This is a genomic window from Buchnera aphidicola (Symydobius americanus), assembly GCF_964059135.1.
Lineage (GTDB): Bacteria > Pseudomonadota > Gammaproteobacteria > Enterobacterales > Enterobacteriaceae > Buchnera_L > Buchnera_L aphidicola_AJ.
This window is the reverse complement of sequence record NZ_OZ060393.1, coordinates 82,911-108,633: the sequence shown is the minus strand read 5'-3', so window position 1 is coordinate 108,633 and position 25,723 is coordinate 82,911. Positions and strand designations below refer to the sequence as shown.

Sequence of the window (25,723 nt, the reverse complement as noted above, 5' to 3'; positions counted from 1 at the left end):
TCTTGCAGACACCTTCGGTATTAATTTTAGAAAATGGAATAATTTTTAAAGGAATATCAATTGGCGCATTAGGAAAAACATGCGGTGAAATAGTATTTAATACATCTATGACAGGATATCAAGAAGTATTAACTGACCCATCATATAAAAATCAAATAGTTACATTCACTTTTCCTCACATAGGAAATACTGGAATTAATATAGAAGATGAAGAATCTGATAATATTCAAGTTAAAGGTATCATTATTCGAAAACTATCACTGATTGCAAGTAATTATCGAAGTAAAAGTAATTTATCTGAATACCTAAAAAAAAATAACATTATAGGAATTTCAGAAATTGATACCAGAAAATTAACGCGTATATTACGAGATGAAGGTACTCAATATGGATATATATATAGTAATAATAAAATCTATCATATAATAAAAAATCATAAAACAGAAAAAAAACCAAATACTAAAACAATAGATCTAGTTAAAAAGGTTAGTACAAAAAATATTTATACATGGAACAAGGGAAAAAAATCAATTTATTACGAAAAACAATCTATACATAAAAAAAAAGAAAAACTATTTCATATAATTGTATATGACTTTGGAGTAAAAAAAAATATATTAAGAATGTTAGTTGAAAGAGGATGTTACATAACAGTTGTACCATCAACAACACAAATTAAAGAAATATTAAAATTTTCACCAGACGGAATTCTATTGTCAAATGGACCAGGAGATCCTAGATTATACTCTAATATAATCTTATCAATCCAAGAATTATTAAAAACAAATATACCAATTTTTGGTATTTGTCTTGGACATCAATTACTAGCATTAGCTTATGGTGCAAAAATTATAAAAATGAAATTTGGACATCATGGGTGCAACCATCCTGTAAAACATAAAAAATCTAATAAAGTAATGATTACCTCACAAAACCATAATTTTTCAATTGATATTACTACACTCCCCAAAAAAATTAAAATAACACACATTTCATTATTTGATCAAACCATACAAGGTATTCGTATCTATAAAAAAAATGCTTTTGGTTTTCAGGGACATCCTGAAGCAAGTCCAGGACCAAATGAAGCAGAATCACTATTTAATAAATTTATTAATAGTATAAAAAAACAAAAACAAAATCTAATAAAATAGAGGAAAAAATGCCAAAGCGTACTGATATTAAATCTATTTTAATTATTGGAGCAGGACCTATTATAATAGGCCAAGCATGTGAATTTGATTATTCTGGTACACAGGCTTGTAAAATGCTTAAACAAGAAGGATATAAAGTAATTTTAGTAAATTCTAATCCCGCAACTATTATGACTGATCCTGAAATGTCTCATGTAACATATATTGAACCCATCCATTGGAAAATTATCGAAAAAATTATTGAAAAAGAAAAACCTGATGCATTATTACCTACTATGGGAGGACAAGTTGCATTAAATTGTGCTTTAAAATTATATGAAAAAGGAATTTTATCCAAACACAAAATTAAAATGATTGGAGCAAGTATTGATGCAATTAAAAAAGCAGAAAATAGAAATTTATTTAAAAATGCTATTCAAAAAATTGGATTAAATACTGCAAAATGTGGAATTGCAAATAATATGAAATCTGCATTAAAAATATCAAAAAATATTGGATTTCCATGTATTATTCGACCATCTTTTACTATGGGAGGATCAGGTGGAGGAATTGCATATAATCAGGAAGAATTTAAGGAAATCTGCGAAAGAGGTTTAAATTTATCTCCTACACAAGAATTATTGATTGATGAATCATTATTAGGATGGAAAGAATATGAAATGGAGGTAGTTCGAGATAAAAATAATAATTGTATTATAGTTTGTAGTATTGAAAATATAGATCCTATGGGTATTCATACAGGTGACTCAATAACAGTAGCACCAGCACAAACTTTAACTGATAAAGAATACCAAATTATGCGTAACGCATCTATAAAAATTTTAGAAGAAATAGGTGTTGAAACAGGAGGATCTAATGTACAATTTGCAGTTCATCCAAATACAGGAAAAATGATAGTAGTTGAAATGAACCCAAGAGTTTCTCGATCATCAGCTTTAGCCTCTAAAGCTACAGGATTTCCGATTGCAAAAATAGCAACAAAACTTGCTATTGGATACACATTAGATGAATTAAAAAATGATATAAAAGGAATTAATACACCAGCATCATTTGAACCATCTATAGATTATATTGTAACTAAAATACCAAGATTTAATTTTGAAAAATTTTTAGGATGCAATGATCGATTAACAACACAAATGAAATCTGTTGGTGAAGTCATGGCAATAGGTCGGACATTCCCAGAATCTCTTCAAAAAGCAATACAAGGATTAGAAATTGGAGCAACCGGATTAGATTCTAAAGTAAATACTAATGACTTCAAAATGATTAAAAAAATTAAATATGAATTACAAAACCCAGGATCTGAAAGATTATGGTATATTGGTGATGCCTTTAGAATTGGACTATCAATGCAAGAAATTTACGAATTAACAAAAATCGATCCTTGGTTTTTAGCTCAAATTCAAGAAATAATCAACCTTGAAAAACAAATTATTCATAAAAAAAATTATGACATAGATATAAATTTTTTAAAAACCCTAAAGAGGTCTGGATTTTCTGACCTAAGAATTGCAAAATTAACGAATTCAAAAGAAGATGAAATTCGTGCATTACGTTATAAATTTAATTTACATCCTGTATATAAAAGAATTGACACCTGTGCTGCAGAATTTGATGTAGAAACGGCATATATGTATTCAACATGGGAAGATGAATGTGAATCTCGACCTACCAAAAACTCTCAAAATAAAATTATTATTTTAGGAGGAGGTCCGAATCGTATTGGTCAAGGAATAGAATTCGATTACTGTTGTGTACATGCAGTGCAAGCTTTAAGAGAAGATGGTTGTGAAACTATTATGATAAATTGCAATCCCGAAACAGTATCAACAGATTACGATATATCTGATCGTTTATATTTTGAACCAATTACATTAGAAAATATTTTAGAAATTGTAAGAATAGAAAATCCAAAAGGATTAATAATACAATACGGTGGACAAACTCCATTAAAATTAGCAAACAAACTGCATAAACTTAATATTCCAATTATTGGAACAAGCCCTAAATCTATCGATCAATCAGAAAACAGAGATCAATTTCAAAAAATTGTATCATCCTTACAATTAAAACAACCTAAAAATTCTACCATTACTTGTATAAAAGATGGTATATTACAAGCTAAAAAAATAAAATATCCTATTATGGTTAGACCTTCCTATGTATTAGGAGGAAGATTTATGGAAATAGTATATAATCAAAAAGAATTAGAAAAATACTTTCAAAATATATTAACACCATCTCAAAAAACACCAATATTATTAGATCATTATTTAGAAAATGCTACAGAAATAGATGTTGATATTATTTGTGATGGAAAAGATGTTTTAATTGGAGGTATTATGGAACATATTGAACAAGCAGGAATACATTCAGGAGATTCATCATGTTCTTTACCAACATACACATTAAATGAAAATATTCAAAATTCCATTAAAAAAAAGGTGACCAAGCTAGCTTTTGCGTTATCTGTAAAAGGACTAATGAATATACAATTAGCTATTAAAAACAAAAAAATATATATCTTAGAAGTAAACCCCAGAGCAGCTCGAACAATTCCTTTTGTTTCAAAAGCTACCGGGATTCCACTAGCTAAAATTGCAGCCAAAGTCATGAATGGAAAAACATTAAAAGAACAAAACTCTCTATATAAAATAAATCCATCATATTTTTCTGTAAAAGAATCTGTCTTTCCATTTAATAAATTTCAAGGAATTAACCCAATTTTAGGTCCCGAAATGAAATCTACTGGAGAAGTGATGGGAATTGGTAAAAATTTTAAATATGCATTTTCTAAAGCCCTGTTAGGCGCAAAAGTAAAAATTAAAAAAAAAGGAAGAGTATTATTATCTATAAAAGATCAAGATAAAAAACACGCACCTGATTTAGCAATACAACTTATTAAACTCGGATTTCATTTAGACGCAACTGAAGGAACTTATTTGATATTAAAAAAAACAGGAATCAATTCCCGAATAGTAAATAAAATTCGAGAAGGTAGACCAAATATTCAAGATCATTTAAAAAATCAAGAATATTGTTATATTATCAATACAGGAATATCAAATAATATGCAATACTCTAAATTAATTTGTGCAGTTGCTTTAGAGTATAATGTCCATTATGACACTACATTAAATGCAGCTTTTGCTACCATTATGTCATTACAAATTAATCCTTACAAAAATATAAATAACATACAACAAATCAATAAAAAAATAAATTACAATTTAAAAAAATAAATATATTCTTTAAAATCGATAAATTTAAAAATCTAATATTTTATATAAATACTTTTAAAATATAAAACCATCAAAATTAAGTCACACAAGTATCTGTATACTTATTAAAGATATTTATTAAAAAAATAAGCTAATTTACAATATTGATATACTGATAAATTCTCTGCTCGTAAGCAAGGATTAATTCCTAAATTTATCAACATATTTTCAGTAAAAATACTTGATAAACTATTTCGTATCATCTTTCTTCTTTTTTGAAAGGCTAACCATGTAATCAATCGTAAATGATCACATTGGTTAATTGGATATAATGGAAAAACTTTAGGTTTTATTCTAATAAAATGTGATTTTACTTTTGGAATAGGAAAAAATGATTTTGGAAGAATTTCAAAACAAAAAAAAATATCATAATAACATTGTAAAATGATAGATAACCTCCCATATTCCTTTGATCCTATAGAAGCTAATAAACGTTTCGAAACTTCCTTTTGAAGCATAATATTTAAATCAAAAAAATATTCTGAAAATTGAATCGAATACAATAAAAATTTTACAGAAATGTTATATGGCAAGTTTCCAAAAATACGCAATAAAATTTTTTTCTCTTTAAAAATTTTCTTAAAATTAAATGTATTTATATCTTGTAAAAATATTTGTAATTTATTATAAAAATTATTCTGTTTTAAAAAATGTAACAAATCTTTATCTAATTCTACTACAATCAATTGCTCCACAATATTACACATAGGTTTTGTTAAAGAACCAAAACCTGGTCCAATTTCGATAAATAATTCTCTAGAACGAGGAAAAATAACATTCATAATTTGATTAATTATCTTTCTATCATATAAAAAATTTTGACCAAAACGTTTTTTTGGTATATATTCTTTAGAAATAAAAAAATACATAAATAATTTCCATTATTATTTTAAAATATAAACATATTAAATATGTGTTAAATATCCAAATCAAAATTAATAATTATATTGAAAATATTTCAAATAATATTTTTAAATATTATATTAATTTTAAAATAATATATTTATAAATATTTAATCAACTTAAATATTTTAAAAATTAAAATATTAAAATTATAAATATTATTTTGTTTGAAAAGTTTTTACAACTTATTTTAAATATATGATTAATATAATATCAAATAATAATAAATATATTAAAATCAAATAGTTAAAAATTTTAATAAAAATTTTATCTAACAGAATACATGAAAAATGAACAATATTATGAAAGACTGGTTGCAATATATAGTTACACAATCTATATCACATGCTTTAATAATAGTTTTTTTAGTAACATTTCTAGAATCATTAGCATTAATAGGATTAATTTTACCTGGTATTGTATTTATGACAACATTAGGCGCTCTTATAGGAAATGACCAACTTCCAATTCATCCTGCTTGGATTATTGGAATGATAGGATGCTTATTAGGAGATTATTTATCCTATTATGTAGGATGGAAATGTAAAAACTGGATAAAAAAAATAAATTTAATTAATAAAAATATTTTATTATTTAATAAAATTAAACAAACTTTATATCAATATGGTATGTTTACTATATTTTTTGGGAAATTCATTGGACCAATGAGACCATTAGTGCCAATGATTGCCGGAATGATAAAACTACCAATTAAAAAATTTATACTACCTAGTTTAATTGGATCTTTTTTTTGGCCATTAATATATTTCCTTCCAGGAATAATTACTGGAATAATTATTAAACACCCTGGTTATAAAAAGAATAATTCCATTAAATGGATTTTAATAAGTTTATTAATTTTTATTTGGATAAATTGTTGGTTAATATGGTCGTGCTGGAATAATAAAAAAAAATATAAATTATTTGAAAAAATATCCAAAAAAAAACTAATATTATTGGCAATAACTAACTTAATCATTAGTATGATAGGATTGTTTTACATAAAAAAATACATGAACCATATCATGATCATTAAAGAAATTTTGATGAAAATATTTTATTTTTAGGTTCAAAAAATTTTAAAATAAATATATCTATTCGGTACGAGAGGATTTGAACCCCTGACCACTGACACCCCATGACAGTGCGCTACCAAGCTGCGCTACGTACCGAAAAAATATATTTTTATAAATGTAAAAAATCAATATGTAATAATCTTGATTTAAAACAATGATATTGAATATTCTTAATAGAAACTAAATAATTAATATCCTGAATTTTAATAGTAATTTTACTAGAATAAAAATCAGGATGTTTTTGCATATTAAAAATCTCATCATGATTTAACGAAATATATATTTCTGGTTTTTTAATACCATAAATAATACTCGGAATCTGATTACTTATTCTTCTTAACTGTCTACTAGCACTTTTCCCTGTTTTTATACGTTTAATACCATGTATTAAAAACATAATCTTCCTAAATATATATTTGTATTATATATTAAATAAAAAATAAAATATTTTAATTTAATAATATATCACTGTATATAAAAAAATTCAATACACAAAAAAAATAAACACACATATAAAAAAATATAATAATATAATAGATAAATATAATTTTAAAAATATATTTCGTATTATTAAAATATAAACTAATCAAATAAAAACATTAAATATAATTTAATATATTTAAATCATAATAAAAATAATGTATTTTAATACATTTTAATCCCACTAAATCATTATGAAAATAAAAAAAACATACACATGTTGTAATTTAATTTCAGATTTAAAAAAATTCTGGTCAAAAAGAGGATCTATTATAGTAGAACCACTAGACATATCTGTAGGAGCGGGAACATTTCATTATTGTACTTTTCTACGTTCTATTGGACCCGAACCATTAAATATGGCATATGTACAAAACTCAAGAAGACCAACTGATGGAAGATATGGGAATAATCCTAATAGATTACAACAATATTATCAATTTCAGGTAATCATAAAACCAGCTCCCGAAAATATCCAAAATTTATATTTACAGTCATTAAAAAAAATAAACTTAGATATTAAAAAAAATGATATCCGTTTTGTAGAAGATAATTGGGAAAACCCTACTTTAGGAGCTTGGGGAATTGGTTGGGAAATATGGTTAAATGGAATGGAAATTACACAATTTACTTACTTTCAAAAAATTGGAGGAATAGAATGTGAACCAATTAGTGTAGAAATAACATATGGTATTGAAAGAATAGCAATGAATATTCAAAATGTAAATAATGTTTATGATGTAATTTGGGATCAAAATAAAATATATCAAATGACCTATAAAGAGTTATTTTACCAAAACGAATTAGAACATTCTTTATATAACTTTCAATATTCAAATACACAATCTATATTAAATTTATTTGAACAATATTTACTAGAATCTAATAGATTAATTTCATTTAAACAACCATTAATTTTACCCGCGTATGAAAATATTTTAAAAGCTATACATAATTTTAATTTATTAGATGCAAGGCAAATTTTAGGAAACATTGAAAGAAAAAAATATATTTTTAAAATACGGTCAACAGCAATAAGCATTGCAAAATGTTATTATGAATTTAGAAAAAATAAAGGATTTCCATTATTATTAAATGGTAAAAAATAGAATCATGAATAATAAAACTTTTTTAATAGAAATTGGAACTGAAGAAATGCCACCGAAATTAATTATAGAAATCTCAAAAAATTTTTATAATAATTTCAAATTTGAATTAAATAAAAATAAAATCAAATATTCTACAATTAATTTATTTCATTCACCAAGAAGAATAGCGATTAATATTGAAAAATTAAATACATATATTATTAAAAAAAAAAATACCTATCGGGGGCCATCAATAAAAAGTTCATTCGACGATACAGGTAAATTAACCATATCTGCATTAAAGTGGTTAAAAAAAATGAATATTAACATTCAACAAACAAAAAAAATGATTACTAATCAAGGAGAATGGTTATTATACGAAAGCTATAAACAAAATACCAATATAGAAGATATATTAATTAAAATTATTATTTCTTCAATTAAAAAGCTAGAAAAATATAAAAACATGATATGGAATAAACAACATATAAAATTTATAAGACCCGTCAGAAGTATCACAATTCTATTGGATAAAAAATCTATAAAAACGAATATTCTTGAAATTAACTCAAAAAAATTTTTATATGGAAATATATTTACCATACCATCTAAAATCAAAATTTCTCACGCAAAAGAATATGAAAAAATACTTTATGAAAAAGGAAAAGTAATTGCAAATTTTGAACAAAGAAAACAAATAATATTTGATAATTCAAATGAAATAGCAAAAAAATTAAATGGAAAACTAAATATTAGTAATCAAATGCTAGAAGAGGTTGCATGTTTAGTAGAATGGCCAGTAATTTTATATGGAAAATTTCAAAAAAATTTTTTAAAAATTCCAAAAGAAATACTTATATATGTTATTGAATCCGTACAAAAATGTTTTCCAATATATCATGAAAATAATCAACTAACCAATTATTTTATCATTATTGCTAATACAATCTCTGAAATTAAAAACCATATAATCCTTGGTAACGAAAGAGTATTACACGCAAAATTATCTGATATTCATTTCTTTTTAGAAAATGATATAAAAAATAAAATAGAAAAATATTTTCCTCTTCTTAAAAAAATTATTTTTCATGAAAATTTAGGATCAATGTATGAAAAATCTAAACGATTAATTCAATTAATTCAATATGTTATTCGTTATACTAAAGCCGATCCAAAAGATAGCATAAGATCAGCATATTTATCAAAGTGTGATTTAAAAACACAAATGGTATATGAATTCCCAGAATTACAAGGAATAGTAGGTATGAACTATGCTAATTATTCTCAAGAATCTAAAAATGTTGCAATTGCCTTAAAAGAACAATATCAACCTACATTCTCGGGAGATAAAATACCATCTAATAAAGTTGGATATTCATTATCTATTACCGATAAAATAGATAGTATTGTAGGATTCTTTTTAATAAACCAAGAACCTAAAAAAAAAAAAGACCCATTTGGAATTAGAAGATTAACTATTGGAATAATACGAATTATTATAAAAAAAAACATTAATATTAATTTACATAAATTAATCGATAAATCAATAAATACATATAACTTATTAAACAACAACGAAAATATCAAAAAAAAAATCATAGAATTCATATTCAATAGATTATACATATGGTATAAAAAACAAAAATATAATACAAATATTATTCAGTCGGTATTTATATGTAATCATGAGAACCTATTAGATATACATAAAAAAATTCAAACAATCTCTAAATTTCAACATGAAATATCATTTAAAAACTTAATAGTAACAAAAAAAAGAATAAACAAACTAATAAAAAAATTAAATTGCAACATTAATCGATACCAACAAGTTTCTTTTAATTTAATGAAAAAAAAAGAAGAAAAAATATTATTTCAAGAAATCCAAAAAACAAAAAAAACAATCTATCCCTTTATTAAGAACAAAAAATATGATGAAATATTACATAGTTTATTTAAATTAAATATTTTTATAAATAATTTCTTAGATAAAATTTCTATTGAATATGAAAATGAAAATATAAAAATTAATAGAATTGCATTATTAATAGAAGCAAAGAAATTATTTTTAAACATTGCTGATTTTTAAAAAATATATTATTTCATTAAATAAAAAATTATTTAAAATGTTTATTTATTTTTATATTTTTATAAAAATCATAACAAAAATCATCAAATGTATTATTTTGAATAGAATTTCTTATATCACACATTAAAGATTGATAATAATATAAATTATGTATCGAATTTAATTTATAACTTAGCGTTTCACGACAACGAAATAAATGATGCAAATAAGATCTCGTATAATTCATACAAGTATAACACTTGCATGTTTTATCTAAAACTGAAATATCTGTTTTGTATTTTTTATTTCGAATATTTATAACACCAAAAGTAGTAAATAAAGATCCATTTCTAGCATGTCGGGTAGGAATTACACAATCAAACATATCAACACCACAACGAACAGCTTCTATAATATCTTCTGGTTTACCAACACCCATTAAATATCTAGGTTTATCTAACGGTAAATTACAACAAATATATTTTAATAAATTGTACATGATTTCTTTAGGTTCACCAACAGATAACCCCCCAATGGCATATCCATCAAAATTTAACTGAAGTAATTCATTAATAGAAAATGTTCGCAAAGATTTGTAAATTCCACCTTGGATAATACCAAATAAAGCATTTTTGTTTTTTTTAAATTCAAATCTATATTTACTTCTCAATGCCCATCTTAATGACATTTCCGTAGATTTTTTTACTTCTCTAAAAGAAGAAAAAGAATTAATACATTCATCAAATACCATTACAATATCTGAATTAAGATAACACTGGGTATCAATAGACAATTCGGGAGTAAAAAATAGCACTTTCCCATTAATAGGGTTTTTAAAATATACACCTTTTTCTATGATAGAACAAAATTTCGATAAACTAAATATTTGAAAACCCCCTGAATCAGTTAAAATAGGTCCATGCCAATTCATAAAATTATGTAAATCACCATGTAATTTTATAATATCTATACCAGGCCTCAAAAATAAATGCAAAGCATTAGACAAAATCATCTGAGTTTTAGTAAGTAATAAATCATCAATACTTAAACTTCTTATAGCTCCATAAGTGCCAACCGACATAAATAAAGGAGTTTCAATATTTTGATTATAAAAAGATAATATACCATATCGAGCATATCCATCATTCTTATATACTTGAAATTTCATACTCTCTCCAAAAAACTAATTTTAATATATATAATTTATAAAATTAAAAATTATTTATTTTATTTTCAATATGTAATATTTTTTCAAAAGGAGCTTTATAATTTTTTGTAATGAACATTGCATCACCATAACTAAAAAACCTATACTTATTTTTAATTGCTACTTTATAAGCATACATAGTATATTGATACCCTAAAAAAGAAGATACCAACATAATTAATGTAGACTTTGGAAAATGAAAATTTGTAATTAATATATCTACAATTTTATGACGATATCCAGGTATGATAAAAATATTAGTATTTAAAGAAATAGAAGAAATAGGATTATTTAAAACAAACCATTTCGCACTTTCTAAAGCACGTAAAGTACTTGTACCTACCGCAATAATGCGATTACCCTTTTTCTTTTCTTCATGAATTAAATTCACTGTATCAAAAGATATTTCCATATACTCTTCATGCATAACATGTTTTGAAATATCTTCTGAATGTACTAATTTAAAAGTAGAAGATCCAATATGTAAAGTAATAAAACATATTTTTACACCCTTATTAATAATAGTATGCAATAAATCCTGATCAAAATGCAATCCTGCAGTAGGAGCTGCAATAGATCCTAATTTTTTACTATAAACATTTTGATACGCATAATCATCTAAAGATTGCAAATTTCTCTTAATATACGGAGGTAATGGAATATATCCTATTTTATTTAAAAGATCAAAAATAGAACCAAAATAACTAAATAAAATTAAAAAACAATTATTTTTAAAAGAAACGACTCTTCCTGTAATTTCTATATCTTTCTTAAAAAGAATTAAATCTCCAATAGAAATAGATTTATAATCATTTGTCGATACTAAAATATATTTTTGATCAATAATTTTTTGAATTAAAAATTCTATCTTTTTACTTTTAAATGAAACATAACCAAATAATCTAGCTGGAATAACTTTCGTATCATTTAAAACTAATACATCTCCCGTTTTAAATTTATGAACAATATCCGAGAATATTCCATGAGTGATCTTTCCAGTTTGTCCGTTAATAGATAGTAATCTAGAACGAGTTCTAATATTATGTGGGTAAAAAGATATTAATGATTTTGGAACATGAAATGAAAAATATTTAAGAAGCATATTTATATCCATAATTTAAAAATTGATAAATATCTATAATTGGATCACAAAAAATAAATTATATTAATACGTATTTAGTAAAAATAAATAATATTTATCTTTAATTTCTTAAAATAGCTTGAAATTTTATTTTTAAAATATTTATGCAAATATTTATCATAAAGTCAATCTCATTTTCTTGTAATGTGCGACTCATGTGTTGAAAAATCAATGAAAAAGATATACTTTTCTTATTGATAGGAATAGTACTTCCTCGATATATATCATAAATCCTAATTTCAACAAGATTATCTGACAATGCATTTTTGCAAGCTTCCAGAATATCTCCAACTAAGATATCTTCAGAAACTATTACAGAAATATCTCTTTTACTACTTGGAAATTCTGAAATATTTTTAATACTCACCAACTCTTGAAAAGATAACTTATCCCAAAATAATTCAAAATAAAATATAGAATAATTTAAACGAAATTGTCGTAACAAAAATGGGTTTAATGCACCTAAACTACCAATTACTTCATTTTTAAATAAAATTAATAAACTTTGATGTGAATGTAATAAATTTATTTTTCCTGAAGTAAACCGAATATCTTCAAAACAACCAAGAACATCAAAGATAGATTCTAAATCTCCTTTTAGGTCATAAAAATCTACTTTATAATCAGATACATTCCAATATTTTTTATAATTTATACTCCCTATTACACCAGCAAGCATAAAATCCTGTTTAATACATAATGTATTATTTAAATCAGAAGAAAAACATAAACCACTCTCAAATAACCGAATTTCTTCATGTTGTCTATTTTGATGATACAAAATATTTTTAATTAAACCAGAAAAAAGCGAAAATCGCATAGAAGACATATCAAATGAAATAGGATTCTTTAATGATACAAATTTTTGATTTTTAAAAAGTACATTTTGTATTGTTGGATCAACAAAACTATAATTAATTACTTCATGATAACCTTTATCTATTAATAAAAATTTAACTCTTTTCAACATACTTTGGGGTAAATCATAAACAATATCTTCTTTAAAAATACATAATTTTTCAGAAACAATGTTATCATATTGATAAATCCTCATGATATCAGAAATGACATCTTCTTCAATGGCTATATCTAATCTCCAGGTAGGAGGAGTAACTATAAAATAATTGTTTGATTGAACAACTTGATAACCTAATTTATTTAAAATACTATATAAAATAGTAGAATGAATATCATATCCTAAAATTCTTTTAATATGAGTAAAATATAACCGTATTTTTTTTATAAAAGTACAATAATTTAAAGAAGTATATTTTACAATAGGACCAGGCTCCCCCTTGCAAATACTAAGAAATAAATACGTTACATATTCTATAGTTTTTATCTGAAATCCAGGATCAATATTATAATCATTCAATATTAAATTTGGATTATTTAATTTTAAGTTATAATTTGAATATTGTAATAATTCAGGATCAATAAAAATAGAACCAATAAATAAATTTGTATAATCTAAATTTATAGGAAATATATCAAAATTAACATTTCCAAGAAATGAAATAATATTTTTCTCATCAGAAATAACTATAACCTTATTATTCAAAATCAATTGATTTTTTTTATTTATTTTAATGGTTTCATTATTATTAGCAAATCTAAGAAAAACATTTTTTAGATTACTAAAATAACTAAAAACATTTACAGATTGCCCCAGCTCTAAAAATACGTAATTTAAAATATCTACAACAACATTTACTGGATGAACAAAACATCTTCTTAAGTATTCTCTTATCCATAAAGGAGTTTTAACACGTAAATTAATATTTTTTATTAATCTTCCTCTATATTTACAAACAAAATTACAATCTTGTAAATTTATAATACATTTTTCTGAAATAGAAACAGAAATATTCTTTTCTGTAAATATAGGATAAGATAAATTATTTAATATTGATACATCCCTTGCGACTCCAAATACTCCAAAAACATCCATTCTATTTGATGTAATACTCAATTTAATAATTTTATCATGATAAAAATCATAATCTTTTAATTTCCTTCCTAAAGGAGCATTCTTAGGTAATTCAATAATTTCTGATTTACTACCAAACATATTTATATCAAAAAAAGAACATAATACTCCTTCTGAAGTGATATTGCTTAATGTAAATGCATTAATTATTTTATCGGGAAAAATTTTAGAACCAATTGGAGCAACAACAACTTTCATATTATTTCGAATATTATTTGCATCAGATATAACAGTAAGTATATTTTTTTCACTTATTTGAACACATACTATATATAAATGATTCAAACTTATATCTTTACGAAATGAAACAATATTACCAATAATCAAATCACCACCAAAATTTAATAAATCTTGAATATCTTCTACTTCTAAACCAGATCTAGTAATCTGATTACAAATCATATCAATTCCAATTTGGGGGTTAATCCATTTACGTAACGATTTTTCATTAAAACGCATTAAAAATACCTATTTTTCTTAAATTGAGAAAGAAATTTTATATCATTTTTAAAAAAACAACGCAAATCTTTAATCCCATAATATAACATAATAATTCTTTCTACCCCTATTCCAAAAGCAAAACCAGAATATAATTTGGAATTAATATTAAATCTTTTTAAAATATTTGGATGTACTATTCCACAACCTAAAACTTCTAACCATGAACCGTCAGAACTTTTAATATCTACTTCACAAGATAATACCGTAAAAGGAAAATAAGAAGAACGAAATCGAATTTCTATATTTTTTTTAAAAAAATCATTTAAAAAATTACTGATTACCCACTTTAAATTAGAAAAATTAACATTCTTATCAATTACCAATCCCTCTACCTGATGAAACATTGGACTATGAGTTTTATCAGAATCTTTACGATAAACTTTTCCCGATATAATCATTCGAATTGGAAATTTATTTTTTTTGATTTCATGAATTTGCATATTAGAAGTTTGTGTTCTTAATAAAAAATTAGAATCAAACCAAAAAGTATCTTGAACATTCCGAGCGGGATGATATATTGGAATATTTAAAGCATCAAAATTATGATACTGGTCTTCTAATTCAAAACCCCCCGAAAGAATATCAAAACCTAAACTATTAAAAAAACGCTCTATATAATAAATAGTACTAGTAATAGGGTGCATAGAACCAATATTACTTCTTCTACCAGGAAGAGAAAGATCTAAATTATTTAAAGATATATTTTTATTAATTAATAAATCATCTAAAAATATTTTTTTATTATTAATTTTGGTATAAATATAATGTTTTACATTATTAATTATTTTCCCAAACCGTTTACGCTCTACAAGGGGTAAATGTTTTAATAAATTTATTTGATGAGCGATTAACCCCTTTTTACCAAGATATTTAATCCTCAAATTTTCTAATTCTTTATGATCATTTATAACATTAATATCCATATTAAATGAATTAATAAATCCAATTTTATCAAACGATACATGTTTAACGTGCAATATTATCACCAAAATATAATTATTATATAAGCCTCCAAAAAAGGAAGCTTATATTAAAAAATATATAAATATTAATAAAAAATAAAAAATTATAAATTATTTTTTACCTGTTCTATTAACGTACTAAATGTTCTTTGATCTGAAATAGCAATTTCAGATAAAATTTTCCGATTAATTTGAATATGTAATTTTTTTAAACCATAAATAAAATTACTATACGAAATTTGATTTTTTCGAGTTGCCGCATTAATTCGAGTAATCCATAATTTTCGAAATTGTCTCTTTTTCTGACGTCTATCGCGATACGCGTATTGGCCAGCTTTTACAACTGCTTGACAAGCAACTCGATAAACACGCGATCGAGCTCCATAATATCCTTTTGCTTTTTGTAAAACTTTTTTATGTCGAGCGCGAGCAGTTACACCTCGTTTAACACGAACCATTGCATCCCCTTCTAAAATAAAAAAAATAGCTTCAAATATAAAATATTAATTAAATATATGGAAAAAAAGATTGCATGTATGATTTATCTCCTTTTGAAATAATTATTTTAGGACGAAGGTGTCTTTTTCGATGAGATGTTTTTTTAGTTAAAATATGTCGTAAATTAGATTGTTTACGTTTAAACTGACCGGAAGCAGTAACTTTAAATCTTTTAGAAGCACTCTTTAATGTTTTCATTTTAGGCATAATTTTTTCATACCTGAGTTTACATGATTCAAAATAATTTAAATTATTTTTTTTTAGGAGATAAAATCATCACCATTTGACGTCCTTCTATTTTAAAAGGAAATGATTCTAAAGTAGATAATTCTATTAAGTCTTTCTGGACTCTTTTTAAAACTTGAACACCAAGATTTTGATGAGCCAGTTCACGCCCTCGAAATCTTAAAGTAATTTTTACTTTATTTCCATTATTTAAGAATCGTATTAAATTACGTAATTTAACTTGATAATCCGCCTCATCAGTACTAGGTCGAAATTTGACTTCTTTAATTTGTAAAACTTTCTGTTTTTTTCGTTGTTCTTTAATATTCTTATTTTTTTTATATAAAAATTTTCCATAATCCATAATTCTACAAACCGGCGGATCAGAATTGGGACTAATTTCGACTAAGTCTAAAGCTAACTCTTCTGCTTTTTTTAAAGCATAATCTAAATCAACAATTCCAATTGGTTCATCATTGATCGCAATTAATCTAACCTTATTTGATTTAATTTCATCATTAATACGATTAGATTTAACTGATTTGATTTGTTTTCCAAATTTAATACTTGATTCCTCCCTTTCTATAAATAACAATCACGATTTTTAATTTCCAATTTTAATCGCTGTATAAAATTTTCAGAATCTAATGATTCAATAATATTTTTAATATTATTACGAACATTAATACTATGATTTTGCACTTCGCGATCACCACAAATTAAAATATACGGAATTTTCTGAATTGTATATTTTCGAATTTTAAAATTCATCTTTTCGTTGGTAATATCATGCTGGACTCTAATTCCTAAGTTAAAAATTTTTTTATATAATGTAGATACATATTCTATATGATTAATATTTATATTAATAATTACAACCTGAACTGGTGCTAACCAAACCGGTAAAAATCCAGAATATTCCTCTAGCAAAATACCAATAAAACGCTCTATTGATCCTAATATTGCACGATGAATCATAATGGGTGTTTTTCGATGATTACTATCATCAATATAAATAGAACCAAATCTTTTTGGTAAATAAAAATCAAGCTGGATTGTACCACATTGCCAAAATCTATCTAATGAATCCTCTAAAATAAACTCAATTTTAGGACCATAAAAAGCACCCTCCCCTGATTGATATTGGAAATCAACATTATTCGTCAATAATGCATTTTTTAAATTTTCTTCTGCTTGATCCCATATTTGATCATTACCAATTCTTTTATTTGGTCTGGTTGAAAATTTAACATGAACTTTTTTAAAACCAAAAATTTTATAAACATCAAAAATCATTTGAATACATTTTTGTATTTCATGTTGAACTTGATCTGGAGTACAAAAAATATGAGCATCATCTTGCGTAAAACTTCTTAAACGCATTAAACCATGTAACGCACCAGAAGGCTCATTTCGATGACATATTCCAAATTCTGCCATTCTTATGGGAAGATCTCGATATGATTTTAAACTATAATTAAAAATTTGTATATGAGCCGGGCAATTCATTGGTTTAATACAATATTCTTGACCTTCTGATACCATATTAAATATGGAATGATCAAAATTATCAATATGGCCGCTCATTTTCCACAATAATTTATTCATAATTAATGGAGTTTTAACTTCATAATATTTCCATTTTTTTAATTGAAAACGAATAAAATTCTCTAATTCCTTAAAAATAATCAAACCATTATGATGCCAAAATATCATACCAGCAGCTTCTTCTTGAGAATGATACAACTTCATTTTTTTGTTAATTATTCTGTGATCATTATTTTTCATAAATTTAACATTATTTAAACATTCAAATAATTAATGATAATTAAATTAACATATTTAATAAATTTTTTATGATATTTTATTAAAATTTCTTAATCCAAAAAAAAATACAAAAAAAAATTTAATTTAGGATTTAAAAATAATATTTATGAATTTTAAAAACTGAATGAATATAAAAATCACTTTTATAAAAATATAAACCTAATAAAATATTAAACAAATGATATGTTCATAATCATCTAAATAGTTAATTTCTAATTTATTTTAAAAACGTATTTTAATTTACATTAGATTTAAAATACTATATTTTTAATAAATAATATTATTAAATAAATATAAAATATATACGATACCAGTCAATTGTGACTGGTATCAAAAAGATTAAAAACGATTATTAATCGCTTTTGCTAATTCAGAAATAATTGAGATACTATCTTCCCAACCTAAACAAGGATCGGTAATAGATTGACCATATGATAATTCTTTTTTATTAATAACTTTCTGAGATCCTTCTACTAAAAAACTTTCAATCATTACTCCTGTAATACTATTTGAACCATCGCGAATTTGTTTACAAATTGAATCGGCAACTTGATATTGTAAAATATGTTGTTTTAAGCAATTTCCGTGACTAAAATCCACCATTAAATATTCTGGTAAGGAAAACTCGCGTAATCTTTCGACCGCTAATAGAATATCTTTTGAATGATAGTTTGGACGTTTACCTCCACGCATAATAATATGACTAAATGGATTACCACTGGTATGATTGATAGTCATTTGACCATTTTTGTTCGGCGCAAAAAATAAATGACGCACCTGAGCTGCGCGAATTGCATCTATAGCAATACTAATATTTCCATCTGTCCCATTCTTAAATCCCACTGGACAGGAAAGAGCAGAAGCCATTTCTCTATGTATTTGACTTTCTGTAGTTCTAGCTCCAATTGCGCCCCAACTAATTAAATCAGCAATAAATTGTCCAATTACAATATCTAAAAACTCTGTAGCAGCAGGCATACCTAACGAATTAATATCTAATAATAATTTACGAGCAATAGATAAACCATGATTTACCCGAAAACTATTATCAAGATCCGGATCTGAAATTAATCCCTTCCAACCAACAACAGTTCTAGGTTTTTCAAAATAAGTACGCATAATAATTTCAAGTCGAGAATAATGTTTTTTTCGCAACACATTCAGACGATTTGCATACTCAATAGCAGCAATTGGATCATGTACCGAACATGGTCCAATTACAACCAATAAACGCTTATCTTTTCCTGTCATAATATTAGAAATATTTTTTCTAGCTGTAATAACATTTTTAATAATTTCTGGGGTTAAAGAATGACGTTTTGCTAAATCAGCTGGAGTAACTAATGAATCAATTCGTATGGTACGCAGTTCATCTGTTTTTTTCATTTTATTCTCTAAAATTAATTAATTTACTTAAAGTTAATATTATATCATTATGATTATGATATTAAAGTAAACTAATAAATACACAAATTCAAATTAATTATTTAAAAAATTTTGATATTTTAAAAAAATAAACATGTTTCAATAAAAAACAAACAAAAAAAATAATCATTTAAAATACGTAAATTATTGTAAATATCTTACAAAATATATTATAATTACATTAAAACGTAAAATTAATATTTATATCATTTGAGATATTAAAAATACAATCTTTTAAATATATTAAAAAATAAAAATCATATGAATAAAAACATTAATCAAAAAAAATGGAAAGGAATTAGTCTAACACAAACAGCATATAAAAAAATTAAAAATTTAATAAAAAAACATCAAAATATAAAAGGCATTCAAATCAACATAAAAAAATCAGGATGCGCTGGATTTAGATATTATTTATCACTAATATATCTTGAAACACAAATAAATAAGAAAAATTTTTATATTTATCAAAACCAAGATGCTAAAATATACATTAAAAATGAAAATATGAAACTCATTGATGGAACAAAAATAGATTTTGTAGAAAGTGATGGCATTAACATGAGTTTTAAATTTAACAACCCTCAAGCGAAAGAATCTTGTGGTTGTGGAGAAAGTTTTAATATTATTCCAAAATAAATATTTTTAATATTAATATCCTCGCCAACATAATAAAGAATATTTCTTTTTTCCTTTTAGCAATATTGTAAATTTACCAAATAACTTATCTGTAGCATGAAATAAATAATTTGGATTTTTTTCTTTCTTATTATTAACAGAAATTGCATTGGAATTAATTAATTTATATGCATCATTTCGAGATGAAGATAAACCTGATAAAACTAATGCCTGACGTAAATCTTCTGAACCATTTAAATCAATAGAAGGAATACCGTCTTGTCTCAATTGATCAAAATCAGATTCTTTTAAATGATTTATATTTCCAAAAAACAGACTATTTGTAATTCGTTTAGCAGCATCTAATTCATGTTGACCATGTATAATCCTTGTAATATGATCAGCTAAAATGGATTTAAAATAAAAATAATCTTTACTTAAAATATCAAAATCATATTTAATTTTTTGAATTTCTGAAATCTCTAAAAAAGTAAATAATTTTAAAAAATCAATAATACTTTCATCCTGAATATTTAACCAAAATTGATAAAAAGCATAAGGACTAGTTTTATCGCGATTTAACCAAATAATTTTATCTTTTTCTGTTTTTCCAAATTTTACGCCATTCGGTTGAGTGAGTAACGGAACAGTTAAACCAAATGTTTGGTCATGATATAATTTACGGATTAAATCAATTCCTGATAAAATATTTCCCCATTGATCAGATCCTCCTATTTGTAAATGAACTTTATACGTTTTATATAATTCTAAAAAGTCATATGATTGTAACAGATTATAAGAGAATTCTGTAAATGATATTCCTTGATCTGATCGATTGATTCTATCTTTAACAAATGTTTTACTTATCATTTGATTGACTAAAAAAAATTTTCCAATATCCCTTAAAAACGAAATAAGATTAATTTTTTTAAACCAATCATAATTATTTACAATTATAGGTGGAGAAAGATTAATATTTTTAAAAAATAATAATATTTGATCTATAATCTTTTTACTACAAAAAGATGTAAAATTCGAATCATGTAATAACCTTTCTTGATTTTTAAAACTAGGATCACCAATCAAAGCTGTAGCACCACCTATTAAAACAATCGCTTTATGATTATATTTTTTAAACCATGCTAAACATATTAAAGGTAAAATATGTCCCACATGTAAACTATCAGAAGTGGGATCAAAACCACAATACAGGGAAATTTGATTAAAAAGTAAAAACCTTTCAAAATCATTGATATTACTTATTTGAGAAATAAAACCTCTTATTTTTAATTCATTTAAAATATTTAAATTTTTCATATATTTAAAAAAATTAATATAGTAAATATTTTGTATTAATTTGTTAAAAAAATCATTATATCATAATTATAAAAAAATAATTTACAGCTATATTGTTTTATTAAACTATTTTTTTTATACCTTCAGAATAATCTTTTACTTGATCCACAATAATTTTAGTATAATAATCTACTTCAATATTAACAATATCTCCAATTATTCTATGAGATAAATTGGTTTTTAATAAAGTTTCTGGAATAAAATACACACTAAACATATCTTTTAAAATATCATATACAGTTAAACTTACTCCATCAATAGTAATAAAACCTTTGGAAAAAATATACCTCATAATGGATATATCATTCGGCTTAAAATATATTTTTTTATTATTTTTAGAATGTAAAATATCACATACAATTGCCGTATTTGTGATATGACCAGATACTAAATGTCCACCAATTTCATCTCCAAATTTTAATGCTCTTTCAATATTAATTATCAAACCAACAGATAATAAATAAAAATTAGTAATCTTTAAAGTTGATTTCACAATATCAAAATACACAAGATTATTTAAAATTTTTACAACTGTTAAACAACAACCATTATTTGATATAGAATCACCAATTTTTAAATTAAATAATAAATTACATGGAAATTCTATTGCACAATGTAAGAATTCTTTTTTTTTTTTATATCAAAAACAGTACCTATACCTTGTATAATACCAGTAAACATAATACCCCCAAAAAGTTAGAAAGAATAAAAATAAAATTTATTATAATTATATTATATTAAATTTAAATATATGTTATTATATATTAAATATATTTACGTTCGTAGCTCAGTTGGTTAGAGCATCACCATGACACGGTGAGGGTCGGTGGTTCAATTCCACTCGAACGTATAAATTATATATAAAAAATAAATTAAAAAACACATAAATATTTATATCCAAAAAAAAGAGTATTATAAATTGATAAAAAATTTTATAAATTCTATTAAAAAATATCAAAAAATTTTATTATCGTATAGTGGTGGGCTAGATTCGACTGTTCTATTATATCAATTATTAAAATTTACAAACAAATACCCATTTATAAAGATAAGAGCAATTTATATTGATCATCAAATCAACCCACAATCAGATATATGGAATCAACATTGTAAACAAGTATGTAAAAAAAAAAAAATAGAATTTATTTCAAAAAAAATTAAAATTCAAAATCAAAAAAATATACAATCTATAGCAAGAAAATTACGATATCAAGCAATTAAAGAAAGTATTCTTCCAGAAGAAATATTAGTTACAGGACATCATTTAAATGATCAATGCGAAAATTTATTTTTATCACTTAAAAGAGGAAGCGGTTTAAACGGAATATCTGGAATATCATATGTAAGTATCTTTCATAAAAAACAAAATATTATTAGACCATTACTACCATACAGTAAAATCGAATTAAAAAATTGGGCTGTATTAAACAAAATAAAATGGATTGAAGACGATAGTAATTTATGTGATAAATACGATAGAAATTTTATTAGAAATAAAATTATTTATAAAATACAAAAAAAATGGCCATTTTTTATTAAAAACTGCTTTAAAAGTATGAAAATTTGCAAAAATGAAATAAAATCTTTAAATGAATTTTTAGATACAATGCTTAAAAAGTACTCTACTTTCAATAATATATTACATACAAAAATATTTAAAAATATAAAAACAAATACAAAGATATTATTAATCCGAAGATGGATATATTTATATCAAAAAATAATTATCTCTTATAAAAAAACACAGGAAATTTACCAATTCTTAATCAATCATGATAATGAGAAAACAAAACACAAAGTAAATATACAAAATTTTCAAATAAATAAATATAAAAATCAATTGTTCCAAATACCAATAAATCCATCAATTAAAAACTTAATATTATTTTGGAAAGAAAGTAATAAACCACTAAAACTACCACAAGAACTAGGAAATATCAATCAAGATCCAAATGGAACAAAAATAATTCATCCCAAAAAAAATGATCTGGTTAATATTAGATTTCAAACAGAAAAAAAAATATTAATTCATGAAAAATATAAAAAAAAAATAAAAATAATCTGGCAAGAAAATAATATTCCACCCTGGATGAGAAATAAAATACCTTGTTTATTTTACAATAATGAACTAGTTTCAATACTTGGAATATTAGTTTTACCTAAATATCAATATAATAATTCTAAAAAAAAATATTGGAAAATTTCATGGAGTAATTATATTACTTAAAAATGATCTTTTAAAAAATTAAAATCAATTCTTTTATATAATGGTTTAAAAATAGAAATTTTATGATTTAATAAAGGAAATTTAATGCTTTCCCAATTTAATTTAGTTATTAAAAATTTTTCAGAACGTTTAATTAAATCAGGCATAACAGGTTTAATACAAATTATAATAATACGAAAAAAATTTATCCCAGTTGAACAAATATTATGCAAATCAGAATTAATTGTTATATCTGATATATTCCAGGGTTTTTTGTTATTAATATACTCATTTGCTAAATCAGATAATTCTATAATTTTTCGAATAGCTAAATTAAATTTTCTATCTTCCCAATATCGACCTATAGCATGAGTAGAATTAACAAAAAATTGATATAAATTTATATCATCTAGTTGAGAAGATAGATGATTTTCAAAGAAATTATTCAAAAAACTTGCATTTCGAGCGGCTAAATTAACAATTTTATTTACAATATCAGAATTAATTTTTTTTGTAAATTCTTCTAAATTCATTTCAATATCATCCATATTAGAAGATAACTTAGAAGCATAATAATATCTTAAACTATCGGAATCTAGATATTTAATCCATTTTTTTGCTGAAATAATTGATCCTCTAGACTTGGAAAGTTTGATACCTTGATAAGTTAAATAACCATGAACAAAAATTTTAGTTGGTTTTCTAAAATTAATAGCTTCTAAAATGGCAGGCCAAAACAAAGCATGAAAATAAATAATATCTTTCCCTATAAAATGATATAGCTCAACATTAGAATTTTCTTTCCAAAATTCATAAAAATTTAATTGTTCTTTTTGACATAGTTCTTGAAAAGAACTAATATAAGAAATCAAAGCATCAAACCAAACATAAAAATATTTATCTAAAAAATCTGGTATTTTAAATCCAAAATAAGGAGAGTCCCGAGAAATATCCCAATCTTTTAATCCAAATTGAAACCATTCTTTCAATTTATTTAATACTTTTTGTTCAATTACACCAGAAAAAACCCATTTTTTTAATTTATCTTCTAATGCAGATAAACTAAAAAACAAATGAACTGTATTTCTTAAAACTGGTTTCGTTAATGAAAGATTAGAAATTGGATTAATTAATTCAACTGCCTTATAAATAGAACCGCATGATTCACAATTATCTCCATATTGATCTTTTTGATAACATACTGGACATATTCCCCTGATAAATCTATCTGGTAAAAACATACCTTCTTTTAAATCATATAATTGTTCAACATTATTTTCTATAATGAATTTATTCTTTTTTAAAGTAAGATATATATTTTTTACAAAATTTTTATTAATTCTACTATTAGTAGAAGAATAATGATCGTGTGAAATATTAAACTTCTTAAAATCAGATTGATGTTCTTTAGAAACACAAGATATTAAACTTTCTGGAGAAATGCACGATTTTTTAGACTCTATCATAATTGCTGTACCATGAGAATCATCAGCACAACAAAACCACACTTCATGACCTATCATTTTTTTATAACGAACCCATATATCTGCTTGAATATGCTCTAATAAATGCCCTATATGAATAGATCCATTAGCATAAGGTAATGCGCAGGTAACTAAAATTTTTTTTTTAATATATTCATAATTATAAAATAAAAGTAATATTGCGTTAATATGAAAATACATAAATATTTTTAGTAATAATTAATTTAGAA

Annotated in this window: 21 protein-coding genes and 2 tRNA genes; 8 read left to right on the top strand and 15 right to left on the bottom strand. The window is 23.8% G+C overall.

Features of this window, described 5'->3' with window-relative positions; genetic code table 11:
- The first annotated feature begins 2 nt into the window (after positions 1–2).
- Entirely contained in the window at positions 3–1,154 is a 1,152-nt protein-coding gene (gene carA / locus AB4W55_RS00515) for a glutamine-hydrolyzing carbamoyl-phosphate synthase small subunit (protein ID WP_367672616.1), read from the top strand.
- Positions 1,155–1,162: 8 nt separating this feature from the next.
- Positions 1,163–4,399: a carbamoyl-phosphate synthase large subunit gene (carB, locus tag AB4W55_RS00510; RefSeq protein ID WP_367672614.1), complete on the top strand. Its 3,237-nt coding sequence runs from the start codon at positions 1,163–1,165 to the stop codon at positions 4,397–4,399.
- Positions 4,400–4,503: 104 nt separating this feature from the next.
- Here the strand turns inward: carB and rsmA are convergent, their stop codons facing one another.
- The gene (rsmA, locus tag AB4W55_RS00505; protein ID WP_367672612.1) at positions 4,504–5,307 is read right to left on the bottom strand and encodes a 16S rRNA (adenine(1518)-N(6)/adenine(1519)-N(6))-dimethyltransferase RsmA; all 804 of its coding nucleotides are present in this window, start codon (positions 5,305–5,307) and stop codon (positions 4,504–4,506) included.
- Positions 5,308–5,631: 324 nt separating this feature from the next.
- Between rsmA and AB4W55_RS00500 the strand changes: the two genes are divergently transcribed.
- Complete coding sequence (locus AB4W55_RS00500; RefSeq protein WP_367672610.1) at positions 5,632–6,408, top strand: DedA family protein; 777 nt, start codon at positions 5,632–5,634, stop codon at positions 6,406–6,408.
- 31 nt (positions 6,409–6,439) lie between these two features.
- Here the strand turns inward: AB4W55_RS00500 and AB4W55_RS00495 are convergent.
- Together AB4W55_RS00495 and rplY are read right to left on the bottom strand one after the other, a co-directional pair.
- Positions 6,440–6,513: transfer RNA gene (locus tag AB4W55_RS00495), tRNA-Pro, on the bottom strand.
- A 13-nt stretch (positions 6,514–6,526) separates the two neighbouring features.
- Positions 6,527–6,814 carry a 50S ribosomal protein L25 gene (gene rplY / locus AB4W55_RS00490; RefSeq protein ID WP_367672608.1) on the bottom strand — a complete coding sequence of 96 codons (288 nt, stop codon included), beginning with the start codon at positions 6,812–6,814 and terminating at the stop codon, positions 6,527–6,529.
- Between the two features lie 277 nt (positions 6,815–7,091).
- On the opposite strand from rplY, the gene glyQ reads away from it, so the two are divergent.
- On the top strand, positions 7,092–8,006 hold the full coding sequence (gene glyQ, locus AB4W55_RS00485; protein ID WP_367672606.1) for a glycine--tRNA ligase subunit alpha: 915 nt from the start codon (positions 7,092–7,094) through the stop codon (positions 8,004–8,006).
- A gap of 4 nt (positions 8,007–8,010) precedes the next feature.
- Entirely contained in the window at positions 8,011–10,074 is a 2,064-nt protein-coding gene (gene glyS / locus AB4W55_RS00480) for a glycine--tRNA ligase subunit beta (protein WP_367672604.1), read from the top strand.
- A gap of 28 nt (positions 10,075–10,102) precedes the next feature.
- On the opposite strand, the gene tgt is transcribed toward glyS, so the two are convergent.
- The 9 genes from tgt to AB4W55_RS00435 all read right to left on the bottom strand — a co-directional run bounded on the left by tgt (position 10,103) and on the right by AB4W55_RS00435 (position 19,790).
- A complete protein-coding gene (gene tgt / locus AB4W55_RS00475) occupies positions 10,103–11,221 on the bottom strand; it encodes a tRNA guanosine(34) transglycosylase Tgt (protein WP_367672602.1) in 1,119 nt (372 codons plus the stop codon).
- Between the two features lie 43 nt (positions 11,222–11,264).
- Entirely contained in the window at positions 11,265–12,362 is a 1,098-nt protein-coding gene (queA, locus tag AB4W55_RS00470) for a tRNA preQ1(34) S-adenosylmethionine ribosyltransferase-isomerase QueA (protein WP_367672601.1), read from the bottom strand.
- A 100-nt stretch (positions 12,363–12,462) separates the two neighbouring features.
- Entirely contained in the window at positions 12,463–14,850 is a 2,388-nt protein-coding gene (gene pheT / locus AB4W55_RS00465; protein ID WP_367672599.1) for a phenylalanine--tRNA ligase subunit beta, read from the bottom strand.
- A complete protein-coding gene (pheS, locus tag AB4W55_RS00460; protein ID WP_367672597.1) occupies positions 14,850–15,869 on the bottom strand; it encodes a phenylalanine--tRNA ligase subunit alpha in 1,020 nt (339 codons plus the stop codon). The genes pheT and pheS overlap by 1 nt, the downstream gene beginning before the upstream one ends.
- A gap of 89 nt (positions 15,870–15,958) precedes the next feature.
- On the bottom strand, positions 15,959–16,312 hold the full coding sequence (rplT, locus tag AB4W55_RS00455) for a 50S ribosomal protein L20 (RefSeq protein ID WP_367672596.1): 354 nt from the start codon (positions 16,310–16,312) through the stop codon (positions 15,959–15,961).
- Positions 16,313–16,361: 49 nt separating this feature from the next.
- The gene (rpmI, locus tag AB4W55_RS00450; RefSeq protein ID WP_367672594.1) at positions 16,362–16,559 is read right to left on the bottom strand and encodes a 50S ribosomal protein L35; all 198 of its coding nucleotides are present in this window, start codon (positions 16,557–16,559) and stop codon (positions 16,362–16,364) included.
- Positions 16,560–16,602: 43 nt separating this feature from the next.
- Positions 16,603–17,142 carry a translation initiation factor IF-3 gene (gene infC, locus AB4W55_RS00445; RefSeq protein ID WP_367672784.1) on the bottom strand — a complete coding sequence of 180 codons (540 nt, stop codon included), beginning with the start codon at positions 17,140–17,142 and terminating at the stop codon, positions 16,603–16,605.
- Positions 17,143–17,159: 17 nt separating this feature from the next.
- On the bottom strand, positions 17,160–18,365 hold the full coding sequence (gene thrS, locus AB4W55_RS00440) for a threonine--tRNA ligase (protein ID WP_367672593.1): 1,206 nt from the start codon (positions 18,363–18,365) through the stop codon (positions 17,160–17,162).
- Between the two features lie 378 nt (positions 18,366–18,743).
- Positions 18,744–19,790, bottom strand: a complete 1,047-nt coding sequence (locus tag AB4W55_RS00435) for a 3-deoxy-7-phosphoheptulonate synthase (RefSeq protein ID WP_367672592.1) — start codon at positions 19,788–19,790, stop codon at positions 18,744–18,746.
- A gap of 300 nt (positions 19,791–20,090) precedes the next feature.
- Here AB4W55_RS00435 and AB4W55_RS00430 point away from each other — a divergent pair, with 300 nt between their 5' ends.
- Positions 20,091–20,468 (top strand): iron-sulfur cluster assembly accessory protein, encoded by a 378-nt coding sequence (locus AB4W55_RS00430; RefSeq protein WP_367672590.1) that lies wholly within the window; start codon positions 20,091–20,093, stop codon positions 20,466–20,468.
- A 12-nt stretch (positions 20,469–20,480) separates the two neighbouring features.
- On the opposite strand, the gene tyrS is transcribed toward AB4W55_RS00430, so the two are convergent.
- Together tyrS and AB4W55_RS00420 are read right to left on the bottom strand one after the other, a co-directional pair.
- Positions 20,481–21,764, bottom strand: coding sequence for a tyrosine--tRNA ligase (gene tyrS / locus AB4W55_RS00425; protein ID WP_367672588.1), 1,284 nt, complete (start codon positions 21,762–21,764; stop codon positions 20,481–20,483).
- 100 nt (positions 21,765–21,864) lie between these two features.
- Positions 21,865–22,410 carry a riboflavin synthase subunit alpha gene (locus tag AB4W55_RS00420; RefSeq protein ID WP_367672783.1) on the bottom strand — a complete coding sequence of 182 codons (546 nt, stop codon included), beginning with the start codon at positions 22,408–22,410 and terminating at the stop codon, positions 21,865–21,867.
- Positions 22,411–22,579: 169 nt separating this feature from the next.
- Here AB4W55_RS00420 and AB4W55_RS00415 point away from each other — a divergent pair.
- Both AB4W55_RS00415 and tilS read left to right on the top strand, forming a co-directional pair.
- Positions 22,580–22,653: transfer RNA gene (locus AB4W55_RS00415), tRNA-Val, on the top strand.
- Positions 22,654–22,722: 69 nt separating this feature from the next.
- A complete protein-coding gene (tilS, locus tag AB4W55_RS00410; RefSeq protein ID WP_367672586.1) occupies positions 22,723–24,030 on the top strand; it encodes a tRNA lysidine(34) synthetase TilS in 1,308 nt (435 codons plus the stop codon).
- On the opposite strand, the gene metG is transcribed toward tilS, so the two are convergent.
- Positions 24,027–25,694: a methionine--tRNA ligase gene (gene metG / locus AB4W55_RS00405; RefSeq protein ID WP_367672585.1), complete on the bottom strand. Its 1,668-nt coding sequence runs from the start codon at positions 25,692–25,694 to the stop codon at positions 24,027–24,029. The two genes, tilS and metG, sit on opposite strands and share 4 nt — an antisense overlap.
- Between the last annotated feature and the right edge of the window lie 29 nt (positions 25,695–25,723).